This window comes from Brevibacterium sp. BRM-1 (genome assembly GCF_026802075.1).
GTDB lineage: Bacteria > Actinomycetota > Actinomycetes > Actinomycetales > Brevibacteriaceae > Brevibacterium > Brevibacterium rongguiense.
In genome coordinates this window covers 2,938,171-2,964,245 of record NZ_CP113788.1, presented here as the reverse complement: position 1 = coordinate 2,964,245, position 26,075 = coordinate 2,938,171, and the positions used below count along the sequence as shown (strand labels likewise).

Annotated in this window: 18 protein-coding genes; 6 read left to right on the top strand and 12 right to left on the bottom strand. The window is 70.5% G+C overall.

All coding sequences use genetic code 11. The features are described 5' to 3' along the window. Positions 1 to 182: 182 nt before the first annotated feature. The 5 genes from BRM1_RS13010 to BRM1_RS12990 form a co-directional block, all read right to left on the bottom strand. On the bottom strand, positions 183 to 644 hold the full coding sequence (locus BRM1_RS13010; protein WP_268526474.1) for a GNAT family N-acetyltransferase: 462 nt from the start codon (positions 642 to 644) through the stop codon (positions 183 to 185). Positions 645 to 723: 79 nt separating this feature from the next. Further along, positions 724 to 1,662, bottom strand: a complete 939-nt coding sequence (locus tag BRM1_RS13005; RefSeq protein WP_268526473.1) for a TatD family hydrolase — start codon at positions 1,660 to 1,662, stop codon at positions 724 to 726. Next, positions 1,662 to 3,272 carry a methionine--tRNA ligase gene (metG, locus tag BRM1_RS13000; protein WP_268526471.1) on the bottom strand — a complete coding sequence of 537 codons (1,611 nt, stop codon included), beginning with the start codon at positions 3,270 to 3,272 and terminating at the stop codon, positions 1,662 to 1,664. Before metG ends, BRM1_RS13005 begins: the two co-directional genes overlap by 1 nt. 23 nt (positions 3,273 to 3,295) lie before the next feature. Next, complete coding sequence (rsmI, locus tag BRM1_RS12995) at positions 3,296 to 4,195, bottom strand: 16S rRNA (cytidine(1402)-2'-O)-methyltransferase (protein ID WP_442864327.1); 900 nt, start codon at positions 4,193 to 4,195, stop codon at positions 3,296 to 3,298. A 68-nt stretch (positions 4,196 to 4,263) separates the two neighbouring features. Next, positions 4,264 to 4,869 (bottom strand): DUF4190 domain-containing protein, encoded by a 606-nt coding sequence (locus tag BRM1_RS12990; RefSeq protein ID WP_160953272.1) that lies wholly within the window; start codon positions 4,867 to 4,869, stop codon positions 4,264 to 4,266. Between the two features lie 184 nt (positions 4,870 to 5,053). Between BRM1_RS12990 and BRM1_RS12985 the strand changes: the two genes are divergently transcribed. From BRM1_RS12985 to BRM1_RS12965, 5 genes are all read left to right on the top strand, one after another. Next, a complete protein-coding gene (locus tag BRM1_RS12985; RefSeq protein WP_326957260.1) occupies positions 5,054 to 6,760 on the top strand; it encodes a dolichyl-phosphate-mannose--protein mannosyltransferase in 1,707 nt (568 codons plus the stop codon). A 366-nt stretch (positions 6,761 to 7,126) separates the two neighbouring features. Further along, positions 7,127 to 8,455 (top strand): acylneuraminate cytidylyltransferase, encoded by a 1,329-nt coding sequence (locus BRM1_RS12980; protein ID WP_268526468.1) that lies wholly within the window; start codon positions 7,127 to 7,129, stop codon positions 8,453 to 8,455. Positions 8,456 to 8,544: 89 nt separating this feature from the next. Beyond that, positions 8,545 to 9,453: an N-acetylneuraminate synthase family protein gene (locus BRM1_RS12975; protein ID WP_268526466.1), complete on the top strand. Its 909-nt coding sequence runs from the start codon at positions 8,545 to 8,547 to the stop codon at positions 9,451 to 9,453. 153 nt (positions 9,454 to 9,606) lie between these two features. After that, complete coding sequence (locus BRM1_RS12970; RefSeq protein WP_268526465.1) at positions 9,607 to 10,599, top strand: glycosyltransferase family 2 protein; 993 nt, start codon at positions 9,607 to 9,609, stop codon at positions 10,597 to 10,599. A gap of 67 nt (positions 10,600 to 10,666) precedes the next feature. Next, the gene (locus BRM1_RS12965; protein ID WP_268526463.1) at positions 10,667 to 12,091 is read left to right on the top strand and encodes a polysialyltransferase family glycosyltransferase; all 1,425 of its coding nucleotides are present in this window, start codon (positions 10,667 to 10,669) and stop codon (positions 12,089 to 12,091) included. Positions 12,092 to 13,585: 1,494 nt separating this feature from the next. Here the strand turns inward: BRM1_RS12965 and galE are convergent. Next, positions 13,586 to 14,557 (bottom strand): UDP-glucose 4-epimerase GalE, encoded by a 972-nt coding sequence (galE, locus tag BRM1_RS12960; protein WP_268526461.1) that lies wholly within the window; start codon positions 14,555 to 14,557, stop codon positions 13,586 to 13,588. Between the two features lie 82 nt (positions 14,558 to 14,639). Between galE and BRM1_RS12955 the strand changes: the two genes are divergently transcribed. After that, positions 14,640 to 17,009: a DUF6716 putative glycosyltransferase gene (locus BRM1_RS12955; RefSeq protein ID WP_268526459.1), complete on the top strand. Its 2,370-nt coding sequence runs from the start codon at positions 14,640 to 14,642 to the stop codon at positions 17,007 to 17,009. Positions 17,010 to 17,012: 3 nt separating this feature from the next. Here BRM1_RS12955 and BRM1_RS12950 read toward each other — a convergent pair whose 3' ends face one another. From BRM1_RS12950 to BRM1_RS12925, 6 genes are all read right to left on the bottom strand, one after another. Next, positions 17,013 to 18,854, bottom strand: coding sequence for a hypothetical protein (locus BRM1_RS12950; protein WP_268526457.1), 1,842 nt, complete (start codon positions 18,852 to 18,854; stop codon positions 17,013 to 17,015). Positions 18,855 to 18,871: 17 nt separating this feature from the next. Next, positions 18,872 to 20,329 carry a hypothetical protein gene (locus BRM1_RS12945; RefSeq protein WP_268526455.1) on the bottom strand — a complete coding sequence of 486 codons (1,458 nt, stop codon included), beginning with the start codon at positions 20,327 to 20,329 and terminating at the stop codon, positions 18,872 to 18,874. A gap of 25 nt (positions 20,330 to 20,354) precedes the next feature. Further along, a complete protein-coding gene (locus tag BRM1_RS12940) occupies positions 20,355 to 20,795 on the bottom strand; it encodes a GtrA family protein (protein WP_268526453.1) in 441 nt (146 codons plus the stop codon). 59 nt (positions 20,796 to 20,854) lie between these two features. Further along, on the bottom strand, positions 20,855 to 21,892 hold the full coding sequence (locus BRM1_RS12935; protein WP_268526451.1) for a glycosyltransferase: 1,038 nt from the start codon (positions 21,890 to 21,892) through the stop codon (positions 20,855 to 20,857). Positions 21,893 to 22,015: 123 nt separating this feature from the next. Beyond that, complete coding sequence (locus tag BRM1_RS12930) at positions 22,016 to 24,091, bottom strand: acyltransferase family protein (protein WP_268526449.1); 2,076 nt, start codon at positions 24,089 to 24,091, stop codon at positions 22,016 to 22,018. A gap of 200 nt (positions 24,092 to 24,291) precedes the next feature. Then, positions 24,292 to 26,034 (bottom strand): formate--tetrahydrofolate ligase, encoded by a 1,743-nt coding sequence (locus BRM1_RS12925; protein WP_268526447.1) that lies wholly within the window; start codon positions 26,032 to 26,034, stop codon positions 24,292 to 24,294. Positions 26,035 to 26,075: the final 41 nt, after the last annotated feature.

Here is a 26,075-nt window from a genome sequence, read left to right as displayed (position 1 = left end):
GTTTAGCACTCAATGACTTCAGGTGCTAATCGAAGACTATGACGGGCCTGGCACTCGGTCAACCCGAGTGCCAGGATTGCGCGGGCGTTCCGCTGGCGGCGGAAACGGCCGTGGCCCGGGGCCGCTCGGGCCGCTCAGTTCAGCCGCTCGGCAGACCAACCGCTCGTCAGTCCAGCTGCTCGTCAGTCCAGCTGCTTGGCGAAGAAGACCCGGTCGAATCCCTCGTCCACGCGCCGGCCGACCTCCTCGTAGCCCAGCCGCGGGTAGTACGCGAGGTTCTCCGACATGAGCGCGTTCGTGTAGAGCTCGATCCGCGCGAGGCCGGCGGACCTGGCGCGCACCTCGGCGGCGGACATGAGGCGCGCACCCAACCCGGTCCGCTGCATCTCCGGGGCCACCGCGATCGTGTCGAGGAACAGGGCGGTGGGGCGCATCGCGGTGAGCAGCATGCCCACGAGGCGGGTGCCGCTCCAGGCGAGCAGCATGCGCCCGGCGGCGGCGAGGGGCTCGTAGTCGACGTCCATGGGCGCCGGGCGCTTGCCCATCCGCTCCACGTAGGGGGCGAAGGACTCGCGCGCGAGGGCGAGGACCGCGGCCCCGTCGCCGGGGCCGGAGGACACGAGGCGAACGTCGTCGGCAGCCATGGGCCCATCATCGCACCGCCGGCAATACCCCGGGGAACGGCAATACCCCGGGCAACGCTGCGGGGGCCCTGCCGCACCGCTACAGCGCCCAGTCCCCCAGGGCGCGCTGCGCATTGGCCGTCACGAGGTTCGCCACGTGCGCCTCCGAGGCGCCGCGCACCTGCGCGAGCCTGCGGATCGTCAGCGCGGTGAGGTACGGCCCGCCCGGCCTGCCCCGGTAGGGGTGCGGGGTGAGGAACGGGGCATCGGTCTCCGACAGCAGCAGCGCATCGGGCACCAGGGCGGCGGCCTCGCGCAGCCCGTCGGCATTCTTGAACGTGATGTTGCCGGCGAACGACATGAAGTAGCCGGCCGCCGCGCACTCGCGCGCCATGGCCGCGTCGCCGGAGAAGCAGTGGAAGACCGTGACCTCCGGCGCGCCTTCCTCTCGCAGGATGCGCAGCACGTCCGCGTGGGCCTCCCGGTCGTGGATCTGCAGGGCGAGGCCGCGCCGCTTGGCGATCTCGATGTGGGCGCGGAAGGACTCGCGCTGGGCGCGCATGTCGTCCTCGTCCTCCGCCGAGGTGCGGAAGTAGTCCAGGCCCGTCTCGCCCACCACGCGCATCCGGTCCCCGCCCAGCAGCTCCTCGATCTCCGCCAGGGAGTCCTCGAGCAGGCCGGCCGCGGCCAGGCGCGGCGCCTCGTTCGGATGGATGGCCGCACCGCCGAGCATCCAATCGCGCCCGGCCGCCGCCTCGTCGGCCACCGTCTGCGCGGTCCAGCGGGCGGAGCCCATCTCGCAGCCGATCTGCACGATGCGCGGGATGCCCGCGGCTCGGGCGGTGTCGTAGAAGAAGGACAGGGGCGGGAAGTCCGCACCCTCGCCCGCATCGGCGGGATCCACCTCCGGGGCGGGCTCGCCGGGGCGGATGGGGCCGCGGTTGCCCGTGCAGATGTCGAGGTGGGTGTGGGTGTCGACGCCCGGCGCGGCCAGCGCCTCGGGCACCGGCGGGTACTCGCCGGCCGCGCGCGATGCCATCAGGCCCCCGCGCCCGCGGCAGTCCCCGTGCCCGCGGAAGTGCCCGCGACGCCGTCGGCAGGCGCCTCGTAGCGCGGGAAGATCGGGGTGGGCGCCTCGAGGCGCGTGCCCGCCGGCAGCGGGGCGTCGAGCGCGGCGAACGTGCGCGCGGACTGCTCCCGGGCCACGCCCAGGGTGTCGAGGACTCGGCCCGCGGACTCCGGCATGATCGGCTGGGCGAGGATGGAGATCTGGCGCAGCACCTCGAGCGCGGTGAAGAGGACCGTGGCCATGCGCTTCGGGTCCTCCTTCTTGAGCTTCCACGGCTGCTGCGCGGAGAAGTACCGGTTGGTCTCCCCCAGCACGCTCCACAGCGCCTCGACGTAGCGGTGGAGCTCCTGGCGGTCCACGGCGGCGCGCGCCCGGCCCAGCGCCGCCTCGGCGAGGTCGAGCAGGTCGCGGTCGTCGGCGCTGAGGTCCGCGGCGCTGACGGTGGGCACGACGCCGTCCAGGTTCTTCACGACCATCGTCGCGGAGCGCTGGACGAGGTTGCCGTACTCGTTGGCGAGGTCCGCGTTCTTGCGCCCGATGATGCTGTCGGCGGAGTACGAGCCGTCCTGGCCGTAGGAGATCTCGCGCAGCAGGAAGAAGCGCAGCGTGTCGAGGCCGAAGCTCGCGACGAGGTCGTAGGGGTCGACGACGTTGCCCACGGACTTCGACATCTTCTCGCCCTTGTTGAACAGGAAGCCGTGGGCGTGGACGCGGCGGGGCAGCAGCAGGCCCGCGCTCATGAGGAAGGCCGGCCAGTAGACGCTGTGGAAGCGGATGATGTCCTTGCCGATGATGTGGACGTCGGCCGGCCACAGCTCGCGGAAGCGCTCCGAGTCCACGTCCGGGAAGCCCGCCCCCGTCAGGTAGTTCGTCAGCGCGTCGACCCACACGTACATGACGTGCTTGTCGTCGCCGGGCACCGGGATGCCCCAGTCGAACGTCGTGCGGGAGATCGAGAGGTCCTTGAGCCCCGAGCGGACGAACGAGGCGACCTCGTTGCGCCGCACGTCCGGGCCCACCGGGGAGATCCCGTCCTCACCGGGGGTGTCGTACCACTCGAGCAGGCGGTCGGCGTAGTTCGACAGCCGGAAGAAGTACGACTCCTCCTCCGTCCACGTCACCGGGGTGCCCGTGGCGGTCGCGTAGCGCTCGCCGTCGGCGCGGACCTCCGTCTCGTCCTCGGCGTAGTACGCCTCGTCGCGCACCGAGTACCAGCCGGAGTAGGAGTCCAGGTAGATGTCGCCGGCGTCGGCCATGCGCTGCCAGAGGGCCTGGCTGGCCGCGGTGTGGTCCGGGTCCGTCGTGCGGATGAACCGGTCGTAGCTCGAGCCCAGGGTGTCCTGGAGGTCCCGGAACTTCGCGGCGTTGACATCGGCCAGCTCGCGGGCCGACATCCCCAGCTTCTGCGCGGTCTGCTGCATCTTCAGCCCGTGCTCGTCCGTGCCGGTCATGAAGAAGACGTCCTCGCCGTCGAGGCGCTTGAACCGGGCGATCGTGTCCGCCGCGATGTACTCGTACGCGTGCCCGATGTGCGGGGTGCCGTTGGGGTACGCGATCGCGGTGGTGAGGTAGAAGGTCATGGCCTCGAGTCTACGTGTGCCGACTACGCGTGCAGATAGGCCTCGTAGACCGCGCGGGTGCTCAGCCCATGGCGCCCCGCGACCTCCGCCGCGGCCTTCTTGGCGCGCATGCCGCCGTCCACCAGCCGGGCCACCTCGGGCAGGTGGTCGGCAGGGTCCGAGGCGGTACCGCGGAAGCCGGCGATGACGAGGGTGAGCTCGCCGCGCAGCCCCGCGTGCGCGGCACGGGCCAGTTCGCCCGAGGTGCCCCGCAGCACCTCCTCGTAGGTCTTCGTCAGCTCCCGGCTGATGGTCATGGGCCGGTCCGGTCCGAACGCGGCGACGACGTCCTCCATGGCCGCGGCGATGCGGTGGGGGCTTTCGAAGAGGATGAGCGTGCGCTCGTCGCGGGCGAGCCCGGCCAGCCTGCGCGCCCGTTCGCCGGGCTTGCGCGGCAGGAACCCCTCGAACGCGAAGCGGTCCGACGGCAGGCCGGAGAGGGCGAGCGCGGTCAGGGCCGCGGACGGCCCGGGCGCCGAGGTGACCGGCAGGCCCCTTTCGCTGACCTCCCTCACCACGCGGTAGCCGGGGTCCGAGACCGCCGGCATGCCGGCGTCGGTGAGCAGGACGACCCGCTTGCCGGCGGCGACCTCGTCGGCCAGGACGGCCGCGCGGTCGGCCTCGTTGTGGTCGAAGAGGCTCATGATCGCCCCGGAGTGGGCGATGCCCAGCCGTTCGGCCAGGCCCAGGAAGCGCCGGGTGTCCTCGGCAGCGATGAGGTCCGCGGCGGCGATCTCCGCGCGCATCCGAGGGCTCGCATCGCCGAGGTTGCCGATCGGGGTGCCGAGGAGCACGAGCGCGGGGCCGCGGGGCGCCTCGGGCTCGGACTGCGGGCCGGCCGCCGGGGGCACCGGCGCGCCCGCCGGGGTTACCGACCCGCCCACGCGCGTTACTGACCCGTCCGCTGGGATCTCCGGCCCGTCCGATGGCGTTACTGATCCGTCCGCTGGCGTCAGGACATGCTCCCGAGGCCGATGAAGACGAAGACAGCGATATAGAAGAGGACGAGCGCCACCCAGAAGCCGCTGATGATGTAGCCGACGATGAGCGCGGCCAGCGCGAGGCCGTCGCCGCCCTCGCCGGTCTCGCGGATCTGGCGGCGGGCGATGTGCCCGCAGATGATGCCGCCGATCGCTGTGAGGCCGGTCGAGAGGCCCACGAGGGAGAGCACGAGCGCGACGATGGACAGCGTGTTCGTCCGCGGTGCGGGCCGGTAGTACGCCGGCTGCTGGCCGGCGTAGGGCTGCACCCCGTAGTCCGGCCCGTATCCCTGGTCGGCGTATGGCTGGCCGGCGTAAGGCTGGTCGCCGTAGCCCTGGCCGCCGTAGTCACCGGCGGCATAGTCGCCGCTGCCGTAGCCCTCGCCGCCATAGGCGGGGCCGAGCTGGGAGGCACCGCCCGGGTAGCCGCCCTGCGAGCCGTAACCGCCCTGCGAGCCGTACTCGCCACCGCCGGCCGCGCTGCCGGAGTAGCCCCGGCTGCCCGCATAGCCCGCGCTTCCGGGGTAGCCCGAGCCGCCCGGGTACTTCGCACCGTCGTCTCCGCTGCCGTAGGACATGGTCACCCACCCGCTTCTCGTTCGGCGCCCCGGTTCCCGAGGCGCGGCCCGCCCCTCGCGTGCGGCGGGTCCTGCATCCCAGGCTAGCCGGGACCGCGTGCCGGGCGACAGTCACCGGACGCCCGCTCGGTGGCAGATCCGCAACAGCCCTCGTCCCCTCCACTGCGCCCCCTACACTGGGCGGGTGAGCACTTCGAGGACGTCCGCGCGCGCGCCCGACGCCGAGCCCGCCGAGGGCGCTAAGGCCGGCGGCAGCACGGCGACCGCCACCACCGGCCGCACGGCATCCGCCACCGCCGACGCGCCGAGCGCCGCCGACTCGCCCGACCCCACCCGGCGCCTCACCCCCCTGGCCATGGGGATCCCGCCGGCCGCGCACCCGCTGCTGGGCTGGCTCATCCCGGCGGGCCTCGCCGTGATCGGCGCGGTGCTGCGGTTCTGGCGGCTGGGCTTTCCCCACTCGCTCGTCTTCGACGAGACCTACTACGTCAAAGACGCGTACGCGCTCAGCCAGTCCGGCTACGAGCGCAACTGGGCGGAGAAGGCCAACGACCTGTTCAACCAGGGCGACCCGTCAGGCATCCTCACCACCCCGGAGTACGTCGTCCACCCGCCGCTGGGCAAGTGGATCCTCAGCCTGGGCATCGACTGGTTCGGCGTCGACGACTCGTTCGGGTGGCGGTTCTCCGCCGCGCTCTTCGGGGCCCTGTCGATCTTCATCCTCGCCCGCATCGCCACCCGCATGTTCTCCAGCGTGTGGCTGGGCGGCGTCGCCGGGCTGCTGCTGTGCGTCGACGGTGAGCACTTCGTCCACTCGCGCACCGGACTGCTCGACCTCTTCGTCATGTTCTTCGTGCTCGTGGCGTTCGGCTGCCTCATCCTCGACCGCGACTGGGCCCAGCGCCGCCTGGGCCGGCTCGCCGCGCTGCCGTGGCGGCGCGGCTGGCTCACACCGGCCCGCTTCGGCCCCTCGCTGGGCCTGCGCCCGTGGCGCCTGGCCGCCGGCATCAGCCTGGGCCTGTCGATGGGCGTCAAGTGGTCCGGCCTCTACGCCCTGGCCGCCTTCGGCATCATGGCGGTGTGCTGGGACTGGAGCGCCCGCCGGCGAGTGGGCGTCGCCCAGCCGCTGCGCGCGGTGCTGGCCAAGGACGCGGGGCCCGCGTTCGTCTCGCTCGTGCCGGTGGCGCTGGTCACCTACGTGCTGTGCTGGTCCGGCTGGATCTTCACCTCCGGCGGCTACGACCGGCAGTGGGGCGCCGAGCACCGCGGCTGGTGGTCGGCCCTGCCGGATTGGCTGACGAGCCTGGCGCACTACCACTACACCGCGTACAAGTTCCACGTGGGCCTGGACTCCGAGCACCCCTACATGTCCAATCCGTGGGGCTGGATCGTGCAGTGGAAGCCCACCTCGTTCTTCTACGAGTCCCCCACCGCCGGGCAGAACGGGTGCACCGCGGAGAAGTGCTCGTCTGCGATCACCTCCGTGGGCAACCCGGTGATCTGGGGGGCTGCAGTCGTCGTCATCGTCGTCCTGCTGGGCGCCTGGGCGCTGCGCCGCGACTGGCGCGCCGGCGCGATCCTGGCGGGCCTGATCGGCACGTGGGGTCCCTGGTTCCTCTACCAGGAGCGCACGATCTTCACGTTCTACACGATCGTCATGGTCCCCTTCGTGGTGCTGGGCCTCACGTACTGCCTGGGCCTGCTGTGGGGGACCTCGAGCGGCGTGCGCGGGCAGCGGCTGCCCGCGGGCCTCATGGCCCGGCGCCTGGCGGTGGGCCTCGTACTCGCCGGCGCGGTGTTCGCCTTCTGCTTCTTCTACCCCGTCTACACCGGCGAGGTCATCCCGTACGACCACTGGCAGTGGCGCATGCTCAACCCCAGCTGGATCTGAGGCCGGCTCCCACCCGGTTCGCGCCCCTCCCCCGCCACAGCGCTCCTTATCTGGCACAGCGCCCCTCCTCCGCCGCAGTCTGCCTCAGTCACGGGCCTGAGAGCGCCTGAGCGTGCCCTTGCCCGCCCGCGCCGCGCGCTGCTCGGCCCCGCGCGCACCTCGGGCCCGCCCGCGCCCGAGGTGCGGGCTCGGGCCGCGCCGGCCCGCACCTCGGGCGCGGTTGGGGCGCCGGCCGCACCGCGTTGGGCCGGTGTTCACCCGCGAATCGGCTTGGCTCAACCAGCTGGGCGAGGTTCATCTGTGCTTAGGCGGCGTTGGCCGCGGGTTCACCGGTGGTTCACGGTCGCCTGCCTACAGTGACCACCTGTGACTGAGACGACGAAGCGCCCTCGCACCGCGGCCATCATCCCGGCCCGCGGCGGCTCGAAGGGCATACCGCTGAAGAACCTGCAGAAGATCGCGGGCAAGACCCTCCTGGCCCGCGCGATCGATGCGGCCCGTGCCGCGACCGGGATCGACCTCGTGGTCGTCTCCACCGACCACGACGGGATCGCCGCCGAGGCCGAGCGCGCTGGCGCCCGCGTGGTCCGCCGCCCGGACGCACTGGCCGACGACCACGCCACCAGCGAGTCCGCCCTCATCCACGCACTCGGGCGCCTGGGCGAGGACATCGACATCACGGTCTTCATCCAGGCGACCTCCCCCTTCATCAACCCGGAGAACGTGGACGCGGCGATCGCCCGCGTGGCCGGCGGCGGGGCGGACGTCGTGTTCTCCGCCGTCGAGGACCACTCGTTCCTCTGGACGCTCGACGCCTCCGGCGGCGCCGTGGCCGTGGGCCACGATGCCGCGTTCCGGCCCCGCCGGCAGGACCGGCCGCGGCACTTCAACGAGACGGGCGCGTTCTACGTCATGCGCACGCAGGGCCTGCTGGCCGCGGGCCACCGGTTCTTCGGGCGCATCGAGGTCGAGGAGGTCCCGGCCGAGGACGCGCGGGAGATCGACACGCTCTCCGACCTCACCCTGCTGCGCGCCATGGCCGCCGGGCGCCGCGACGTCCAGCACCTCGACGTGGACGCGGTCGTCACCGACTTCGACGGAGTGCACACCGACGACGCCGTGCTGCTGAGCGAGGACGGCACGGAGTCCGTGCGCGTCCACCGCGGCGACGGGATGGGCGTGGCCGCGCTGGTCCGGGCCGGCGTGCCGTTCCTCATCCTGTCCAAGGAGCGCAACCCCGTCGTCACGCGCCGCGCGCAGAAGCTGCGGGTGGACGTCGCCCAGGGCATCGACGACAAGGCCACCGCCATCGAGGCGTGGATGCGCGAGCGCGGCCTCGACCCCGAGCGCGTCGCCTACGTGGGCAACGACATCAACGACCTCGCGGCGTTCAGCGCGGTGGGATGGCCCATCGCCGTCGCCGACGCCCACCCCGCCGTCCTCGCCGCAGCCCGCACGGTGCTCGAGGCCAGCGGCGGCCAGGGCGCCGTCCGCGAGGTCTGCGACTTGGTCCTCGGCACCGGCGAGCAGCCCCTGCCCGCCACGGCCACCGCGGGGCGCACGGGCACGGACGGCAGAGCGCCGGCCGGGCCCGAGGCGCCGGCGGAGCGGGCGAGCGCCGCCCGGCCCGCGCCTCGGCGCCGGGAGCACCAGTCCGCGGCCGCGCGCCGCGCCCACCCCGTCGCCGCCCCCTGAGCCGGCGCAGCGGGCCGCCGCCGGCGGCCCATCCGATCCGCAGCACCCACCTACGCAGCCCGCACCACCGAGCAGAGAAGGACACCGACATGACCGCGATTGCCACCCCGAACCAGCTCCAGTCCGCGATTGCCCCCGTGGCGATCGGCGAGCACCTGATCGGGCCGGGCCAGCCGGTGTACATCATCGGCGAGATCGGCATCAACCACAACGGCGACGTGGAGATCGCCAAGCGCCTCATGGACGTGGCGAAGGAGGCCGGCGCCCAGGCCGTGAAGTTCCAGAAGCGCAACCCGGACGTCGCCGTGCCGGAGGACCAGAAGTCGAAGATGCGCGAGACGCCGTGGGGCACCATGACGTACCTCGAGTACAAGTTTCGCGTGGAGTTCGAGGAGGCGGAGTACGCGGAGATCGACCGCTACGCCAAGCAACTGGGCCTCCAGTGGTTCGCCTCCCCGTGGGACGTGGACTCCGTGGTCTTCATGGAACGCTTCGAGGCCGTCGCGTACAAGATCGCATCCGCCTCCATCACGGACTTCGACATCCTGCGGGCCGTGCGCGCCACCGGCAAGCCGGTCATCATGTCCACCGGCATGTCCACGATCGAGCAGATCGACGCGGCCGTGGCCGAACTGGGCCGCGAGAACCTCATCCTCATGCACGCCACCTCCACCTACCCGCTGCCGGCGGAGGAGGCGAACCTCCTGGCCATCCCCATGCTCGCCGAGCGCTACCGGGTGCCCGTGGGCTACTCCGGCCACGAGATCGGCACGGAGATCTCCGCGGCCGCCGTGGCCCTGGGCGCCGCGACGGTCGAGCGCCACATCACGCTCGACAACACGATGTGGGGCTCGGACCAGCAGGCCTCGATGGAGCCCGAGGAGTTCATCCGCCTGGCCCGCGAGCTGCGCACCGTCCAGATCGCGCTGGGCGACGGCCGCAAGCGCGTCATGCCCGGCGAGGAGTCGAAGATCGCCTCGCTGCGCGTGAAGAAGTAGGGCGCCCGCGCCCGACTGCGCGGCCGTCGGCCCGTTCCGGGTTGGCGGCCGCGCCGGCGTGCGGGGCGCCCTGTGCCCGGTGCTAGCGCCCCGCGCGGCAGCCGCGCCGCCGCCGCTGACCTTGCCCGTCCACCTTCGGCCCGACAGGATCACATGCCCGCGCTCTCCCTCATCATCCCGGCCAAGGACGCCGCTCCGTACCTGCCCACGATGTTTGCCTCCCTGCACCGGCAGGGGCCCGTGCTGGAGACCACGCAGATCATCTTCATCGACGACGGCTCCGCGGATGCGACCCCGCAGCTGCTGGCGGAGCACGGGGCCCGTCTGCCGCACTTCGAGGTCATCCGCAATGAGACCGCGCGCGGCCTCGCGAACGGCCGCAACCAGGGCATCGCTGCGGCTCGGGGCCGTTACATCGCATTCCTCGACGGCGACGACTGGCTGGCTCCGGGACACCTGAGCGCCATGGTCGAGGCGATCGAGGGCCTGGGGGTGGACTTCGTGCGCACCGATCACGTCCAGGTGGAGGCGAGCGGCAAGCGCGTGCTGCGCCGGGCGCCCATGGCGGTCCGCGATGCGGTGCTCGACCCCCGGTTGGGCATCCTGCCCGTGCACGATTCGACGATGGTCGACTACCCGTTCGCCTGGGCGGGGATCTTCGACGCCCGCCTGGCCGAGCGCGGCCTGCTCCAGTTCCCGGCGGACTTCATGACGGCCGAGGACCGCTCGTGGATCTGGGGGCTCCACCTGGGCGCCGATTCCTTCGCCGTCGTCGACTCCCCCGGCATCCGCTACCGCCGCGGGCTGCCCAGTTCGCTCTCCCAGGTCGTCGACGCCCGCCAGCTCCAGTTCTGCGATGCGTTCGCCGCGATCTTCGCGCTCGTCACCGCGGATGCGCAGGCCGAGCGCTTCTGGGCCAAGGCCGCCCGCAACTGGCTGGCGATCCTCCATCATCAGACACAGCGGTTCGCCGCCGGCTCCCCGGTGGCCCTGCGCCGCGAGTTCGCCCGCAGGGCCCGCGCCGTATCCGCACCGCTGCCGCCGGCCACCGTGCACGAGGTGTTCGCCGCCGCGCCCCGCAAGCGCCAGGCCGCCGTCCTGCCGTTCCTGCCCGAGCGCCGCGCGCTGTTGGCCCGGGCGGTGTGAGCGGGATGTCCCCGCGAAGCGAGGCGGCGTCTGCACCCCGATCGACCCGTTCGGAAAGGACTACCGCATGAAGCAGATCTTCCTCGCCTCGACGACGTTCGAGGTGGCGGGTCTGGCTGCCGGAATCGATACCGGCGCCTATGATTCGGGCGATCTCCCGCAGGTGTTGGGCGGCGGAATTGATCCGCACTATCCTCCCGTGTCCGAACGCATCCTGCTCCTCAGCGACAACGCCCGCACGCTCGAAGTCACAACGCCGCTGGACGAGCAGCCGGGCATGGCGGCGCTCGCACAGCGCTTCGACCGGGTGCTCTCCCTGAACGCCGCTCTTGCACCGCTGGCACCGGGGTCCTGGGCGCCGCGCGAGGAGGATGCTCCGATCCTCGAGCGGCTGCTGCGCTCGGCTTGGGATCTCGGCACCGGGCCACTCGAGCTCATCGTTGAGTCACCGCAGGTCAACCCGGCGATTGCGCTATGCCGAATCTTCCGCACCGCGCGAGTGCGAGTGCACGCCGACGGCCTCATGAGCTTTGCGCCCACGCGCAGCCACCTCCCCCTGCACATGGGGCAGCGCACCACTTCCCTGCATTACCTGCCCTTGGCAGGCACCGTGCGGCCACGCCTGCTCATGGAGTTCGGCATCACCCCTCGACCTGTACCGGCGGCGGCGTTTCGCTCTGTCCTGAGCGAGATCGCGGATGCCGCGCGCGCGGCCGTCGACGCGGAGACGTCGGGTGCCGATGGCGGCAGCGGCTGCGCGCTCGTCGTCGGCCAATACCTTGCGGCGCTGGGCGTGCTCACCACCGACGAGGAGGAGGCGCTTCACGTCCAGATGCTTGAAGTGGCGCGAGCGCGCGGTGCGCACACCGTTCTCTTCAAGCCGCATCCAGCCGCTCCTCCCGCGACCACGGCGATCCTGAACGAGCGCTCCGCCGAGCTGGGTGTCACGCTGAAAGTGCTCGCCACCCCCGTGATCGCCGAAGCCGTCATGGACATCGTGCGGCCGAGTTTGGTTGTGGGCGGTTTCTCGACGGCGCTCGCGACGGCGGACTTCCTCTTCGATATCCCTGTGTGCGCCGTCGGCACGGAACTCATCCTCGCGCGCCTCACGCCGTACCAGAACTCCAATCGCATCCCAGCCACGATCATCGACGCGTGCGCCGCCGAGGACGCACCGGCCGGGTTCGCCGCCGGATCAAGCCTGCAGCTGCTCGTTGACGCTGTGGGCTACTGCATGCAGCCCGATGTCGCGGCGCTGCTGCGCCCGCAGGCAGAGGAGCTGCTGTCCGATCTCCCCGCTACCGCGCGCCGGCGCTGGTTCCGCAAGCGCCGGATCCAGGCGTTGGGGTTGCCCGGTGCTCAGACACCGCGCGTCCTGACCAGAACGCGCGCCAACCGCTGGCGCGCCCTCGCCACCGAGGCCCAGCGCCTGCACATCCGACCGCTGCTGCAGCGCGCACGCAGCTCAGGAAGACGAATCCGCCTGCGCTGAGCGCTTCTCGTCTGCTCGGTGCGACCGTTGGGGGCGGGCCGAACGAGCTGACCGTCGGCTCGTTCCCTCCCGATGACCGCCGGCGGAGCCCCGCGCAGGGCGCGCGCCCGCCGCTCGCCCAGCAGCACGAGCCAGCCAAGCAGGCCGGCGAGCATGGTCCAGAAGACGTAGCGGTAGTCAGCGGCGGGGGCGGAGGGGACGAAGGTGAGCAGGTAGAGGATGCCGGAGACGAAAATCGCCAGGGCGCTGGGGCTGCGCCACCGTTTGATGCACGCCATCACTGCCCCGGCGGTGCTGATGAGGAGGCCGAACCACCCGTAGTAGAGGAACCGCAGCTGCGTCACTCCAAAGTCCACGACGTAAGCGCGCAGGAAATCGTGCGCCCCGGGATTCTGCAGCGGGTAGCCTGCATGCTCGGCCACCCCCTTTCCTGCGAATTGCAATCCGGTAGTGAAGAGGAGTTCCCGAGTGGTCCAGGCTCGATAGGTGATGTACTGCGGAAGGTGTGTGGGAATCTCCTCCACCCACAGCTTCCGAACGGCATCCCCGTCAGCGATCGCGGTGAAGGGAGCCCCCGAGGCACCAGTACCGTAGCAGACCCAATAGGAATTCCAGTTCTTTCCCTTGGCGCGGCATTCACGGCGTGCGTCTTTCAGCTTCTTCTTTAACCGATCGGGCGCGTCGCTGCCATCGATGCTCTTCTGGGGCACCGCGAAAATCAGATCGTCGAGCATGACCTGTTCGACCTGCGAATTCTTTGTGGGGTGAAGAGTGTGATCGAGCAGTGCGCCCGTGCTGCCGACGAGCAGGCCGAACACAAGCAGGCTCAGCCCCGTGACGCCAACGATCCGCTTGCGAGTGGTCGTATCACCTCGCACGCGCACGACCTGGTCAGCCAGGAGAACAAGGATCGGTACGACGGCCACCACCGAGTTTTTGCGGACGAGTGCGGCATAGGTCAGCAGGAGCAGCGCCGCGACGACGAATCCCCATAAAAAGCGCGGCCTGAACCGGATCAGGAGGACACAGACCACTGCGAGTGCGAGGGTCAGCACCATGTGCACGTCTTTCCAGACCATGCCCCACATGTTCACGGTGTTGGGCATTGCGACGAGAAGAAAGCCCAGGCCCGAAATCAGGCAATTGCGGGTGGCGAGCAGCAGATAGTAGACGAGGAGCACCGCCAAAAGAACGGCAAAGCTCACCTGCACGGCGGCCATTGATGCGACGGTGCCCGCCAGCTTGAGAAGGAGCGACCAGGTCCAGCTCATGATGACCGGGTGCCAGTCGTTGTACCCGATCCGCCCTTGCGCCTGATCCAGCTGGAAGAGGCTGTCGTTCGTCAGACCGCCGGGGTTGACAGCGGAGAACACAAAGATCCCCATAACGATGGCACATGCCGCGTATCCGCACAGCGCGTAACGCTGGCCACGAGAGAGCGGCCTCTCACCTCGCGAACGCGCTTTCGCAGCGGGCAAGAGCTCGGCGGGCGTGTCACCCATGCAGTTGCCTCTCAATCTCGACCGCGCTGGTTGCGATGTCGGCCAGCCCCAGCTCGGCCTTCCAACCCAGCTCCGCGGCGATGGACGAGGTATCGGCGACCAGGCGGGGCGGGTCGCCGGCGCGGCGGGCACCGATCTCCGCGTCGATGGGCTCGCCGAGCGCATCGGACAGCGCTTCGATGACCTCCTTGACGCTGGCCCCCTGGCCGGTCCCCACATTGAACGAGGTGTGCTCGTTCGTCCCGGCGGCCAGGGCGTCGAGCGCGGCGATATGGGCGTCGGCCAGGTCCTTGACGTGGATGTAGTCGCGGATGCAGGTGCCGTCCTCGGTGGCGTAGTCATCGCCGAAGATGACGGGTCGCTTGCCTGCGCGCAGGCGCTCGAGCACGATGGGCACGAGGTTCATGACGGCGGTGTCCGCAAGATCGGGCCACCCGGCGCCGGCGACGTTGAAGTAGCGCAGCTTGATGGCACGCAGGTCCGTCACCGCGGTGACGTCATCGATCATCCACTCGCCGATGAGCTTCGTCTGGCCGTAGGGGTTGATGGGCCGGCAGTCGATGTCCTCGGGGACGGTCAGGCGGTCCGGCATGCCGTAGACCGCGGCGGAGGAGGAGAAGACGAGGCGGTGCACCCCGGCGTCGCCGATCGCGGCGAGCAGGTTGGCCAGGCCGGCGACGTTCTGCCGGTAATACCAGAGGGGCCGCTCGACGGACTCCCCCACCTGCTTCATCGCGGCGAAGTGGATAACGGAGTCCACACCGTGGGTGAGCATGGCGTCGGTGAGCGACGCCTCGGCCTCAGGGGCGGAGAGGTCGATGCGCTCGAGCGGCAGGCCCGCGACGCGCTCGGGAATGCCGTTGGACAGATCATCGACGATGACGACCTCGTCACCCCGCTCGCGCAGCAGCCGGACCACGTGGGAGCCGATGTAGCCGGCGCCGCCGGTCACCATGACAGACATACTTCACCTTCTGGCCAATTGCTGGTCAACGTCGTGACTCATCATGGCATGGTCTCCCGTTCCCCCATTGCAAAGGCCCCGGATGTCGGATGAATCCCACGCGTTCGTGGAGTCCCCCCTGCAGTTCCTCTCTGCGCTGGAGGCCCACGAACCGGGTGAGCAGCTCATCATCCACGCTCGGAAGAAGGCCACGGGCATGGCGAGCTTCCTCAAGCAGCTGCCCCGCGAGCTCATCCCCCACGGCGTCGCCGTCCTGACGTCCAAGCCGCACCCGGAGGCGCTCATCGGGGCAACGGGCCGCATCCTCATCGGCGATCCGTTCTCCGGCAAGTTCCAGCGGCCGCTGCTCATGGCCACCGGCCGCATCCGCGCCTCCTTCGTCCTCCTGGATGACGGCTACGCCACGGTGCGGGCCGCGCGCCTGCTCTCCGATTCGAAGCGCCAGTCGCTCGTGCGGGCCAAGGCGCCGGCAGCCACGTCGCGACGCCTCATGGGGGCGGCCGCGGCCTTCGTGCTGCGCACCGCCATGCGCCGCGGGCGCCTGTCCTGGCACACGGCCCTCCCGGTCGACGACCGACTGGCGGCCGCGTTCGCCACCGCGGGCGGGCGGTTGGAGCGACACGCATTCGAACGGCTGCGGTCAGCCGAGTGCTCCGATCCGGAGCTCGTGCAGACGGCGCAGGCACACAGCTTCATCCTGGGCACCGCCCTTGCCGCCGACGGCCTCATCGACGCCGAGGCCTACGTGGACTGGGTCCGCACGCAGGCCGACCACGGCCCCGCCGTCTACTTCGCCCACCGCAGGCAGTCGAAGAAGCTGCTCAAGCGCCTGGGCGCCGTCGAGGGCCTGACCGTCCTGCCCGCGGGCCTGCCGGTGGAGCTGCGCATGGCCCGGGCACCGCGCGGGGCGCGCGTGGCGAGCCTGCCCTCCACGGCGCTGACCACGCTGCCGCTCATCATGGCCCCCCCGGACCTGCAGGTCACCCCCATCCCCGCCGAGTGGTGGACCGGCACGGGCACGGACGCCCTGCGCCGGGAGCTCAACGAGCTGGCGCTTGCCGCCGCGACGCGCGCCCGCCAGCAGCGCGAGGCACAGCCCCGCGCAGACGGCGCGGTGCCTACCGCCCGGTCCGAGGCGAGTGCGGGCGCGGCAGCGGATCCCTCAGCCGGCAGCGGGGGCGGGCCCACGTCCGCGGCCGGTGCCGACCCGGTGCCGGTGCCCGGCACCCCGCCGGGAACGCTGGCCCCGCGCCGGCCGGTGCGCATCGTCGCCGTGTCGGACAGCGAGTCCTACCTCAAGTGGGCCGCCCACACCCTTGACGGCCTCGAGGGCTTCGACGCCCGCCCCTGGCTCATCGACACACCCATCCGCCCCACGGCCGAACAGGTGGGCAACGCCCTGGCGGGGACGACGTGGGAGGACCTGCGAATCCCCCTCATCGACCGCTCGCAGCTCGCCCGCGAACTCAGCGTCGTGGCGCCGGATGTGGTGCTCGCGGCCTCCACGGGGCCCGTGGTCCAGCAGGTCTTCGCCTCCGCCGCCGGGCTCGAGCACCGCCCCGGCCTGGTCTCCGGGCTGCCGGGCGTGGGGCTGCCCGCCCGCCGCAAGGGGATGGAGTACCGGCGCCTGGGGGATCTCTTCATCGCCCACTCCGAACATGAGCGGCTCGCCTACGAGGCGGTGGCCCGCAAATGCGAGGTCCCGGTCGAGGTCGTCGTGGCCCGGCTGCCCATGCTCACCAGCCCGCTGCCGCCCTGCGCGGCGGCCCCGGCCGCTCGCATCGACACCGTTGTGTTCGCCCCGCAGGCCAAGGTGCCGGCGGATCCGGTGCAGCGGGAGGAGATCCTGCTTGCGCTGGCGTCCTTCGCCCGCAGCAACCCGGGCGCGCAGGCGATCGTCAAGGTGCGCAGCCGCCCGGGCGAGCAGGAGACCCACCGCGAGCAGTTCACGTATGCGGCGCTTCTGGAGCGCCTCGTGAGCACCGGCCGGATCGGACCGGACGAGGTGACGGTGGGCATCGGCCCCATGAGCCGCTTCCTGCAACCGGGCAGCGCGCTTGTGACGGTGTCCTCGACGGCCGCCCTCGAGTCGATCGACCGCGGTCTGCCCACGCTCATCGTGTCCGACTTCGGGGTCAGCGACGAGCTGCTCAATGCGGTGTTCGAGGGCTCCGGCATCCTCGGCACCCTGGCGGACGTGGCTGCCGGCCGGTTCGGGTTCCCCACCCGTGCGTGGCTCGAGGCGAACTACTTCCAGCCCGCCGATCACCGCCTGCACGATGCGCTGGGGCTCCTGGCCACCCGGGCACGCGAACACCAGCTGGGCGATCTGCGGCGCGCCGCGCGCGTCCAGGATCTGCGCCGACTGCGCGCGGAGATCCGCACGCTGACGCCGGATCCCGTCGTGCGCGCTTACCGACGAGTGCGCTACCGGCCCGTACGCCGGGCCTAGGTTCTAGCGACGCCGCCGCGGCCGGAGCGCGAACCGGTCGGAGTGCGCACCGCGTTCGGTGCCAGCCGAGGCCTCCATCGCCGCAGACGGCTCGCCGGTGGGTTCACCGGCGGGGTCCGAGCGCGGCTCGGCTGACACCGGGGCCGCTCCCCGCACCCGAGTGCCGCCGGTCGTGGAGCCCTCGTCGCCTTCGCCAGCCGGCGCCGGCCCGCTGACCGCCGAGTCCGTCGTAGACGGCGCCGCGGATTCCACCGCTTCCCGTACCGCGGGCTCCTCACCGTCGGCCGTGTCGGAGTCACCCGCGTCGGAGTCACCCGCGTCGGCGGCCTCGGCGGGAGCGCCGGTAGGAGCGCAGGTGGGTTCACCACGCGAATCGTCCGCTGCAGCCTGCGGGCGAGGGGCCGCAGGTCCCCGGCGCCGCGCGGCAAGCGCCATTACGGCGACCGTGGTCATCGCGATCGCCGGCCAGTAGGCATAGCGCAGGTTGGGCGCAGGGACGATCGGGACGTAGCCGAGCAGGTAGATGAGTGACGAGGCGCTCAGGCAGATCGCCACTCGTCGGAAGCGGTGGAGCCGGCGGGAGAGCGCGCATCCGGCGATCGCGGCGGCCAGCCAGAACCACACCTGGAACGTCCAGCCCAGCGCCCCGATGCCGAACTTCGTCACGTACGTCAGCATGATCTGGTTCTGGATGGGGTTGGCCTTCTCCAGCCCAGGGGGCAACTCGCTGACCGGAGCGTCGAACTTGTAATTGGTGTTGAAGAGGAAGTGGGCGTAGACGAGCGTGCGATAGCGCAGGTACTCCACCGGGTGCGCGGTCGTCTGCCGGATCCACAGATCTTGAATGGCATCCGCATCGTCGATGGGGGCGAACGTGAGATTCGGGTCGTCACCCCGGTAGCAGCGCCAGTAGACGTTCGAGATCTGCTTGGATCCGTCCAGGGGGCACAGGGAGCGGATGCCGCGCAGGTCCGCCCTCAACCGCTCGGGCATGGGCTCAGTGGCGATCTGCTCGTCCGTGAGCGTGAAGGACAGGTCGTCCAGGTAGATCTGCGTGAGCTGACCGGTGTGCTGCGGGCGGGCAGCGGCATCGGCCGCCTCGGCGCCACCGGCCACCAGACCCGCGAAGACGATCGTCACGGCGAAGAGCCCCGCGAAACGCCGCTTGGGCACGCCGCGCAGCCGCCGCCAGGGCTTCCACAGGAGGGATCCGGCAAACAGCGCCAGGCGCGTGCCGGCGGCTGCCTGGCACCAGACGAACCACAGCACGGGCAGGATGGCGAACGCGGCATTCTTGCGCACCAGGGTCGCGAAGACGAGGAACACCACGGCGAGGATGAGTAGCGGCAGGCGCACCGGCAGCCAGCGGCCGCGCAGCCTGGCCATGTGCAGCGCAAGCACCACCGCGGCGAACAGGCACGCGGTCATCCCCGTGTCCTTCCACACCAGCCCGGCGAAGTTCAGGCACCACGGCGCCAGCAGCGGCAGGAAGCCCAGCAGCGAGACGAGTCGGCGGCCGGTTGTCAGGAAGATGTGGAGTGCCAGGCCGAACGCGGCGGCAGAGAAGACGATAACCTGGCAGACGAGCAGGGAGCCCACGGCGCCCGTGGTCTGCATGAGCCAGCGCCACAGCAGGGCCTGGATGACCGGGTGCCAGTCGTTGAAGGGAATCTGGCCCTGCGCCTGCCGCAGCTGGAAGACCATGTCGTCGTTGAACCCGCCGGGATAGAAGGCCTCGATGATGAACTGCGCCCCGGCCCACCCGCAGGCCGCCAGGACGAGTACCCACAGTGCAGCGGCCCAGCGCCCGGGCAGGAACTGCCTGGGCCGATCGTGCGTGGTCATGCGTGTGCGGGCTCTCGTCAGTCGGCGGCGGACCCGCTCACTGTACCCGAGGCCACTCGCCCCTCACGTACCCCGCGTTCGCCCTCACGGGAACGGCGCACAAGGCGGGTTGTCGGACCGGAGGCCAGCAGCATCCACGCCGCGGTAATGGCCAGGGCCGGCCAGTAGGTGTAGCGGAAGTGGTTGGCCGGCGCGATGAAGAAGTAGGCCGCGATGTAGCACAGGGCGGAGCATGACAGCACCCAGACCTCGAAGCGGAACCCGCGCCTCCGGGCCGTCATCACGAGCGCGCCGATCCCCGCGACGGCCCAGAACCAGGGCTTGAAGAAAAACCCCAGGGTGCCCGCGGTCGCCTGCACGTAGGCCTCGATGCCGTGCTCCGCACCCGGAAGGGCGGCGTGCAGGCCGGCGGCATCCGCGTCCTTCGTCTTGCCCGATGGCCAGTACTCCAGGCGACTGGTGAAGAGGTAGTAGTCAAACACGTGGGCACGGTAGGCGCAGTAGCGCAGGGGGTGCGGCAGCACGTGGTCGCGCCAGGCCCAAGCGATGGCGCGCTGATCGGATTCGGAGAGCGGCGAGTACATGGCCCCGGATACCCCGCGCCCCCAGCAGTTCCAGTAGGCGTCCCAGCGCTCCCCCATGGCCTCGCACTGTGTGCGCGCTCGCTGCGCGTGGGCGACGAACTCCGGTGGCAGCCCCGCGGCGGCCAATTCCTCCCGCGGAACGGAGAACAGCACATCGTCGAGCATGATCTGGCTGCTCTGGCCCGTCCGCTGCACGCGGTGGGCGGCATCGACGGCGGCACCCACCGCCGCGGTGGTTCCCAACAGCAGTGCGAGCACGCCCGCCACCGCCGCGGCGCCCACGAACCGGGGCCGGGGCAGGCGGCGGGCGCCTCGGGCGCGGGCAACGCAGCGGGCGAGCTGCCAGGCGATCGCGCAGGCCAGCGCAAGCACCGCCGCGACGGCATTCTTGCGCACCCCCGTGCCGTAAACCAGCAGTACCGCAACCGGGACGAGCAGCCACAGGGTACGCGGGGCACGAGGGAGGATGAGGAAGATCAAACCCGTGGCGACGAGGAAGGCCACCGCCATCTGCGTGTCCTTCCACAGGATGCCCAGCTGGCTCAGCGACCACGGCGCCAGGAGGCCGGCGAGCGGGAGCAGCGAGGCGACTCGGCTCCCGGTCCGGCGGAGGACGAGCACGCACAGCAGCCACCCGGCCAGGCAGTAGAGCCCCACCTGCAGGGCGAGCAGGGTGCCCAGCTGCCCGGTGAACCCGAGGAGCAGCTGCCAGAGCGCACTCATGATGGGCGGGTGCCAGTCCGTGAAGGGGATGCGGCCCTGGGCCTGGAGGGCCTGGTAGGCGATGTCGTTGTTGGCGCGCCCGGGCCAGTAGACGACGGTGAGCGCGGTTGCGAGCGCCGTCCACACGAGCGCCAGGAACCAGCGCCAGGCGCCACGGCGCGCACTCACGCGTGCGAACGCGGCGCCCACGGGCTCAGCCCCGCCCGGCGAGGTCGTCGGCGACGTCGGTGACGACGACCTCCTTCTGCGGGGCGTCGCGGAAGACCCAGGTCCGGTAGGCATAGAAGCGGAAGACCATGCCCAGGGCAATGCCGATGACATTCGTCGAAAGGTTGTAGCTGAGCCGGTCGTGCAGCCCCAGCAGATACCAGGTAACGCCCAGAGGAGCGAGGACGACGAGCATGCCGATGAGATTCACGACCACGAACATGACGAAGCCGCGCACATTCGACCCCGAGCTGCGGTCCTTGTAGGTGAGGAACTTGTTGCCCAGCCAGGCCACGATGATGCTGGCGATCGTGGAGATGATCTTCGCCTTGAGGGGGCTGTCGTGCAGCACCGCGGGGAAGCCGAAGAGGCCGTAGACCAGCAGGTTCGACAGCCCGACGTCCACGAGGTAGCTGATGCCCCCCACGAGGAGGAACTGGAAGACCTCGGCGGCCAGTGATTGCCAGCGGGAGGGAAGGCGGCGGATCAGGAGGATGGCGTCGCTCCGCTCTGCTCACCCGGCCCGCTGCGCGGCACGTCCGGGATCGGCGGTGGGAAGTCGACCGGGGCGGGGGCCGTCACCGTGGGCGGCGGCAGCTCTAGGTAGCGCAGACGCGAGGCCTCGCGGCGCGCACGGCGCAGACCGTCGATGATGAGGCCCACGCTGCCCAGGAGGAAGGCGAGGACGGCGAAGGCGGCGGCGAGGATGGCCGTGGGGAAGCGCGGGACCAGGCCCGTGCGCCAGAACTCGAGGATCACGGGGATGCCCAGGGCCAAGGACGCCGCGCCGCAGAGTGCGGTGAGCAGACCGTAGAACAGATAGGGCCGCTCGTGGCGGACCAGCTGGGCGATGATGCTGAGGATGCGGAAGCCGTCGCCGAATGTGGACAGCTTCGACTCACTGCCCGCGGGGCGGTCGCGGAAGCCCACCGGGTATTCCGCGGTGGGCAGGCGCAGCGACATCATGTGCACGGTGAGCTCCGTTTCGATCTCGAACTGCTTGCTCACGGCGGGAAAGGACTTGACGAAGCGGCGGGAGAAGACGCGGTAGCCGGACAGCATGTCCGTCACCGGTGCCCCGAACAGGCGGCTGGTCAAACGGTTGAAGGCGCGGTTGCCCGCCTCGTGGCCCGGACGATAGGACGTCGTCTCCTGGGTGTCCTGGCGCACGCCCAGCACGTGGTCGTAGGGCCCTTCCAGCAGCAGCGCGATCATGCCGGGCAGGTCGGCTGCCTCGTATGTGTCATCGCCGTCGATCGTGACGTAGACGTCCGCGTCGATGTCCGCGAAGGCCCGCCGGATGACGTTCCCCTTGCCCTTGAGGCGCTCCGTGCGCACAACGGCTCCGGCGGCGCGGGCGCGCTCCGCGGTGCGATCGGTGGAGTTGTTGTCGTAGACGTAGACGGCGATGCCCGGCACGGCGGCTCGCAGGTCACGCACCACCGTGCCCACGGTGATCTCCTCGTTGTGGCAGGGCACGATCGCCGCGATGCGCAGCGGTACAGCACCGTGTCCCGTTTCCATCCACCCGTTCCTCAATGGGGGGCCACAATAGGCCCAGTCCTATTCCTGCGCTGCGGTGCAGCGCAGGGACTTCATCATGGGGCACGCAACCCCCTGCTCAGTCTAATTGCCCGCGCGGCGCGATCAGCGCACCTTCAGCAGCCGGCGCAGGTCCCCACCGAGGGTCTTGGCATACGTTGCGGACACGTGGTTCGCATCCCGGTAGACGAGCACGGAGCCGATGACAGCGGGGCACTCGTCCAGCGTGCAGAAGAGGCCGGTGGGCTTGACGGTGAGGATGCCGCCCACGTTCTTCGCGGCGGCGGCCATGGCCTGGTTCGCACCGGTGTCCTCCAGGCTGTCGCTGCGCTTGAACGAGCAGGCGTTGGGATCATCTGAGTGTGCGGAAACGCAGTCGGCCACGGAATCTCCCCCGGGCGGCTGCGGCGCGTCCTGGAGCGCCACCACGTCGATGCCCGCGCGGCGCAGGGGACGCATAACCTGCTCGTAGCCCCATACCCCGGCGACCCGCTCATTGGCGTGGCGCGTGAAGTCGTCCACCGCCAGGTTCGTCATGAGCACGCGGTCCGGTTTGGATGCGATGAGGTCGGAGAGCACGGTGCGGTTAGGAGCGGTGCAGGTGGACGTTCCGCGCTCTTCGAGGGCGCGTGGTTGCAGCGAGAACGGGCACGAATTGTGCAGGTAGACGACGATCTTCCAGTCCGTGCCCTCATAGGCACGCTTGAGCGCCGGGACCCACATGCTCGCGTGCGAATCGCCCACGACGGCCAACGTCTTCGTGCCCCCCGGGTTCGCGACGGTGCAGGGGGTCGTGGTGGCGCCCTGGGCTGCTGCCGGCACCCCCTTGCAGTCGTAGTGCGGCTCGTCGTGCACGGCCTCCGCCGGAATCGGCACGATCCGCCCGTCGCTGTTCGGGGCATAGAGGGAGAAGCGCGTATCGGACAGGGCCGCCGCTCCCATGCCCGAGGCGCGGCCGGCACGCAGGTCCGCGGTGCGCTCGCGCTCCTCGGAGACGGCGTGTGCGAAGACCGCCTGCGGAACGACTGCGACGCCGGCGGCGACGGCCATGGCGGTGACGGCTGCCTCGATCGTCAGCCAGCGGCGCTGGCGCAGGAATCCGTTGAGTCGCAGAGGCTGCTCGACGAAGTAGTAGCTGGTTGCGGCCAGTCCGAGGCTGACGACGATGAGAGCGAGGCCCGTGGCCAAACCGGGGTGCTCACCGCGCACGGCCACATAGAAGGTGACGACGGGAAAGTGCCACAGGTAGAGCGAATAGGACCAGTTGCCCAGCAGCTGCACCGGGCGCAGATCCACCAGCGGGGTGAGCGAGCCAAGCCCGCGCGTGCGGCCGGCGGCGATGACGGCGGCGCAGCCCAGCACGGGGGCAAGCGCGGTGGCTCCGGGGAATGGCGTGGTCGCACCGTAGAGCGCGCATGCGGCCCCGATCGCCGCCAGCCCGGCGAGCGCGAGGAGATTGCGCAGCGCGGGCAGGCGGCACGGGTCGCCGAGCACGCAGGCCAGCACACCACCCATGCCCAGTTCCCACACGCGGGACGGGGTGACGAAGTAGGCGGCGGGATCGCCATGGGCGACGCTGACCTGGCTATAGACGAGCGATGCGACGACCACGGCGGAGAACACCACGAGGACGATCGCGCGGGTGCGCCGCATCCGATGCAGCTCATCCGTGGGGTGGCGCCGCTGCAGAGCCACGACCGCCCAACATGCCGCCAGAACGAGCAGCGGCCAGACGACGTAGAACTGCTCCTCCACGGAGAGCGACCAGAAGTGCTGGAAGGGCGTGTCCGCCGCTCCCTGCGTGAGGTAGTCCACGGACTTCGCCGCCAGTGCGAAGTTCTGGAAGTACAGCGCGGAGGCGACACCCTGCCAAGCGGTGGGCGTCAGCTGGCTGGCAGGCAGGAAGAAGCATGAGGCGGCGGCGGTGACGATGATGGCAATCGTGGCCGCGGGCAGGATGCGCCGGGCCCGGTTGGCCCAGAAGCCCAGCAGGGAGATGCGCCCGGTCCGGGCGGCCTCCCCCAGCATGTGACCGGTAATGAGGTAGCCGGAGATGACGAAGAAGACGTCGACGCCCACGAAGCCGCCGGGCAACCACGCTGGGTTGACGTGGTAGACAACCACGGTCGCGACGGCGACGGCACGCAGCAGCTGGATTTCGGCACGGAACTTCCTGAGCACCCGGCAATCCTAGGAGGCGCCGAGCCGCGGTGCGAAGCCAGGGCGCTGGCCGCACCGCACATTCACCAGCCGGTCGACACATGTTCAACCGGGACGGGTGACATTTACCCCCTTGTCGCGAACTGGGGCCCGGTGTTGCCGGCAGTCTGTCCCAGCGGCAGGTCAGCCAGTGTCCGATGCTCCCTCCGCGCGCACTCTCCCTAGAACAGCCCCGTAATCGCCCCATCGTCATCCACGTCGATGCGCAGAGCCGCCGGAGCCTTCGGCAGCCCGGGCATCGTCATGATGTCCCCGCAGATCGCCACGACGAACCCGGCTCCCGCACTCAGCCGCACGTCGCGCACGGCCAGTGCGTGGCCGCTCGGAGCACCGAGGACGGTGGCATCCGTGCTGAATGAGTACTGCGTCTTCGCAATGCAGACCGGCAGATCGCCGTACCCATCGGCCTCGAACATCGCGAGCTTCCGCCTGACCGCGGCGGGCAATTCGACCGAGCCAGCCCCGTAGATCCTGCGCGCTACGGCTTCGATCTTCTCCGTCAACGGCAGCTCCAGCGGATACGAGAAGCGAGGAACCGGAACGGGTTTGCCTTCGCCTTGCAGCCCCGGCCCGCCGGCCGCTCGCACAACGGCGCGCGCGAGGTCGAGGGCGCCGCGGCCACCTTGCGCCCAGTGCTCGGCCATCTCGACCGCTACCCCGCGTGAACGCAGTGCACCCAGCACCGCTTCGACTTCCTCATCCGTATCCGAGGGGAAGCGGTTGAGGCTGACAACCACGGGCAGGCCGTAGACCTCCGTGAGGTTTTCGATGTGGCGGTTGAGGTTCGCCATGCCGGCTGTGATCGCCTGGACGTCCTCCGTTTCCAGTTGCGCCTTGGGCACTCCCCCGTGGAACTTCAGCACCCGCACGGTGGCCACGACGACCGCGGCGGAGGGCCAGATCTCCGCCGCCCGGCACTTGATGTCGAGGAACTTCTCCGCACCCAGATCTGCGCCGAATCCCGCCTCGGTCACCGCGTACATTCCATGGGTGAGCGCGGCGGTGGTGGCGAGCACGCTGTTGCAGCCGTGGGCGATGTTGGCGAACGGGCCGCCGTGGACGAACGCCGGGGTGTGCTCGATGGTCTGGACGAGGTTGGGCGAGAGCGCGTTGCGCAGCAGGGCCGTGAGTGAACCCGCTATTCCCAGATCGGCGACCGTCACCGGCTGCTTGTCGAACGTGCGCGCCACGACGATGCGGCCCAGGCGCGCCTTGAGGTCGCGCAGCGAGGTGGCCAGGCAGAACACGGCCATGACCTCGCTTGCCACCACGATGTCGAACGCATCCTCACGCGGCATGCCCCCGGTGTACCCGCCCAGTCCGATTGCCAGCTGGCGCAGGGCGCGATCGTTGAGGTCAACGACTCGACGGATCTCCACGCGCCGCGGATCGATGCGCAGCTCGTTGCCATGGTGGATGTGGTTGTCGACCATGGCGGCCGCAAGGTTGTTGGCCAGTGCGATGGCCGCGAAGTCACCCGTGAAGTGAAGGTTGATGTCCTCCATGGGAAGGACCTGAGCGTAGCCACCGCCCGCGGCGCCGCCCTTCATGCCGAACACGGGCCCCAGGCTGGGCTCTCGGAGTGCGAGCACTGCCGGCGCACGGCCAACGGGTACCTGCCAGCCCTCCTCCTCGGCCAGCCGGCTGAGGCCATCGGCCAGCCCGATGCTGGTCGTCGTTTTCCCCTCGCCCGCCGGCGTGGGGCTCATGGCGGTGACGAGGATGAGCCTGCCGAGACCGCTCGAGCCCGCCGCATCGCGGTTCTCGATGACGCGCATGGCCGGGATCTTGGCCTTGTCGTGCCCGAACGGCGTGATGTCGTCCGCACTCAGGCCCAGTGAGGCGGCGATGTCGCCGATCGGCAGGATAGTGGCGGCGCTGGCAATGTCCAGATCGGTCGTCATGGTGTCATCCTGCCACCGTAGGTAGATGGACGGGAGGTGTC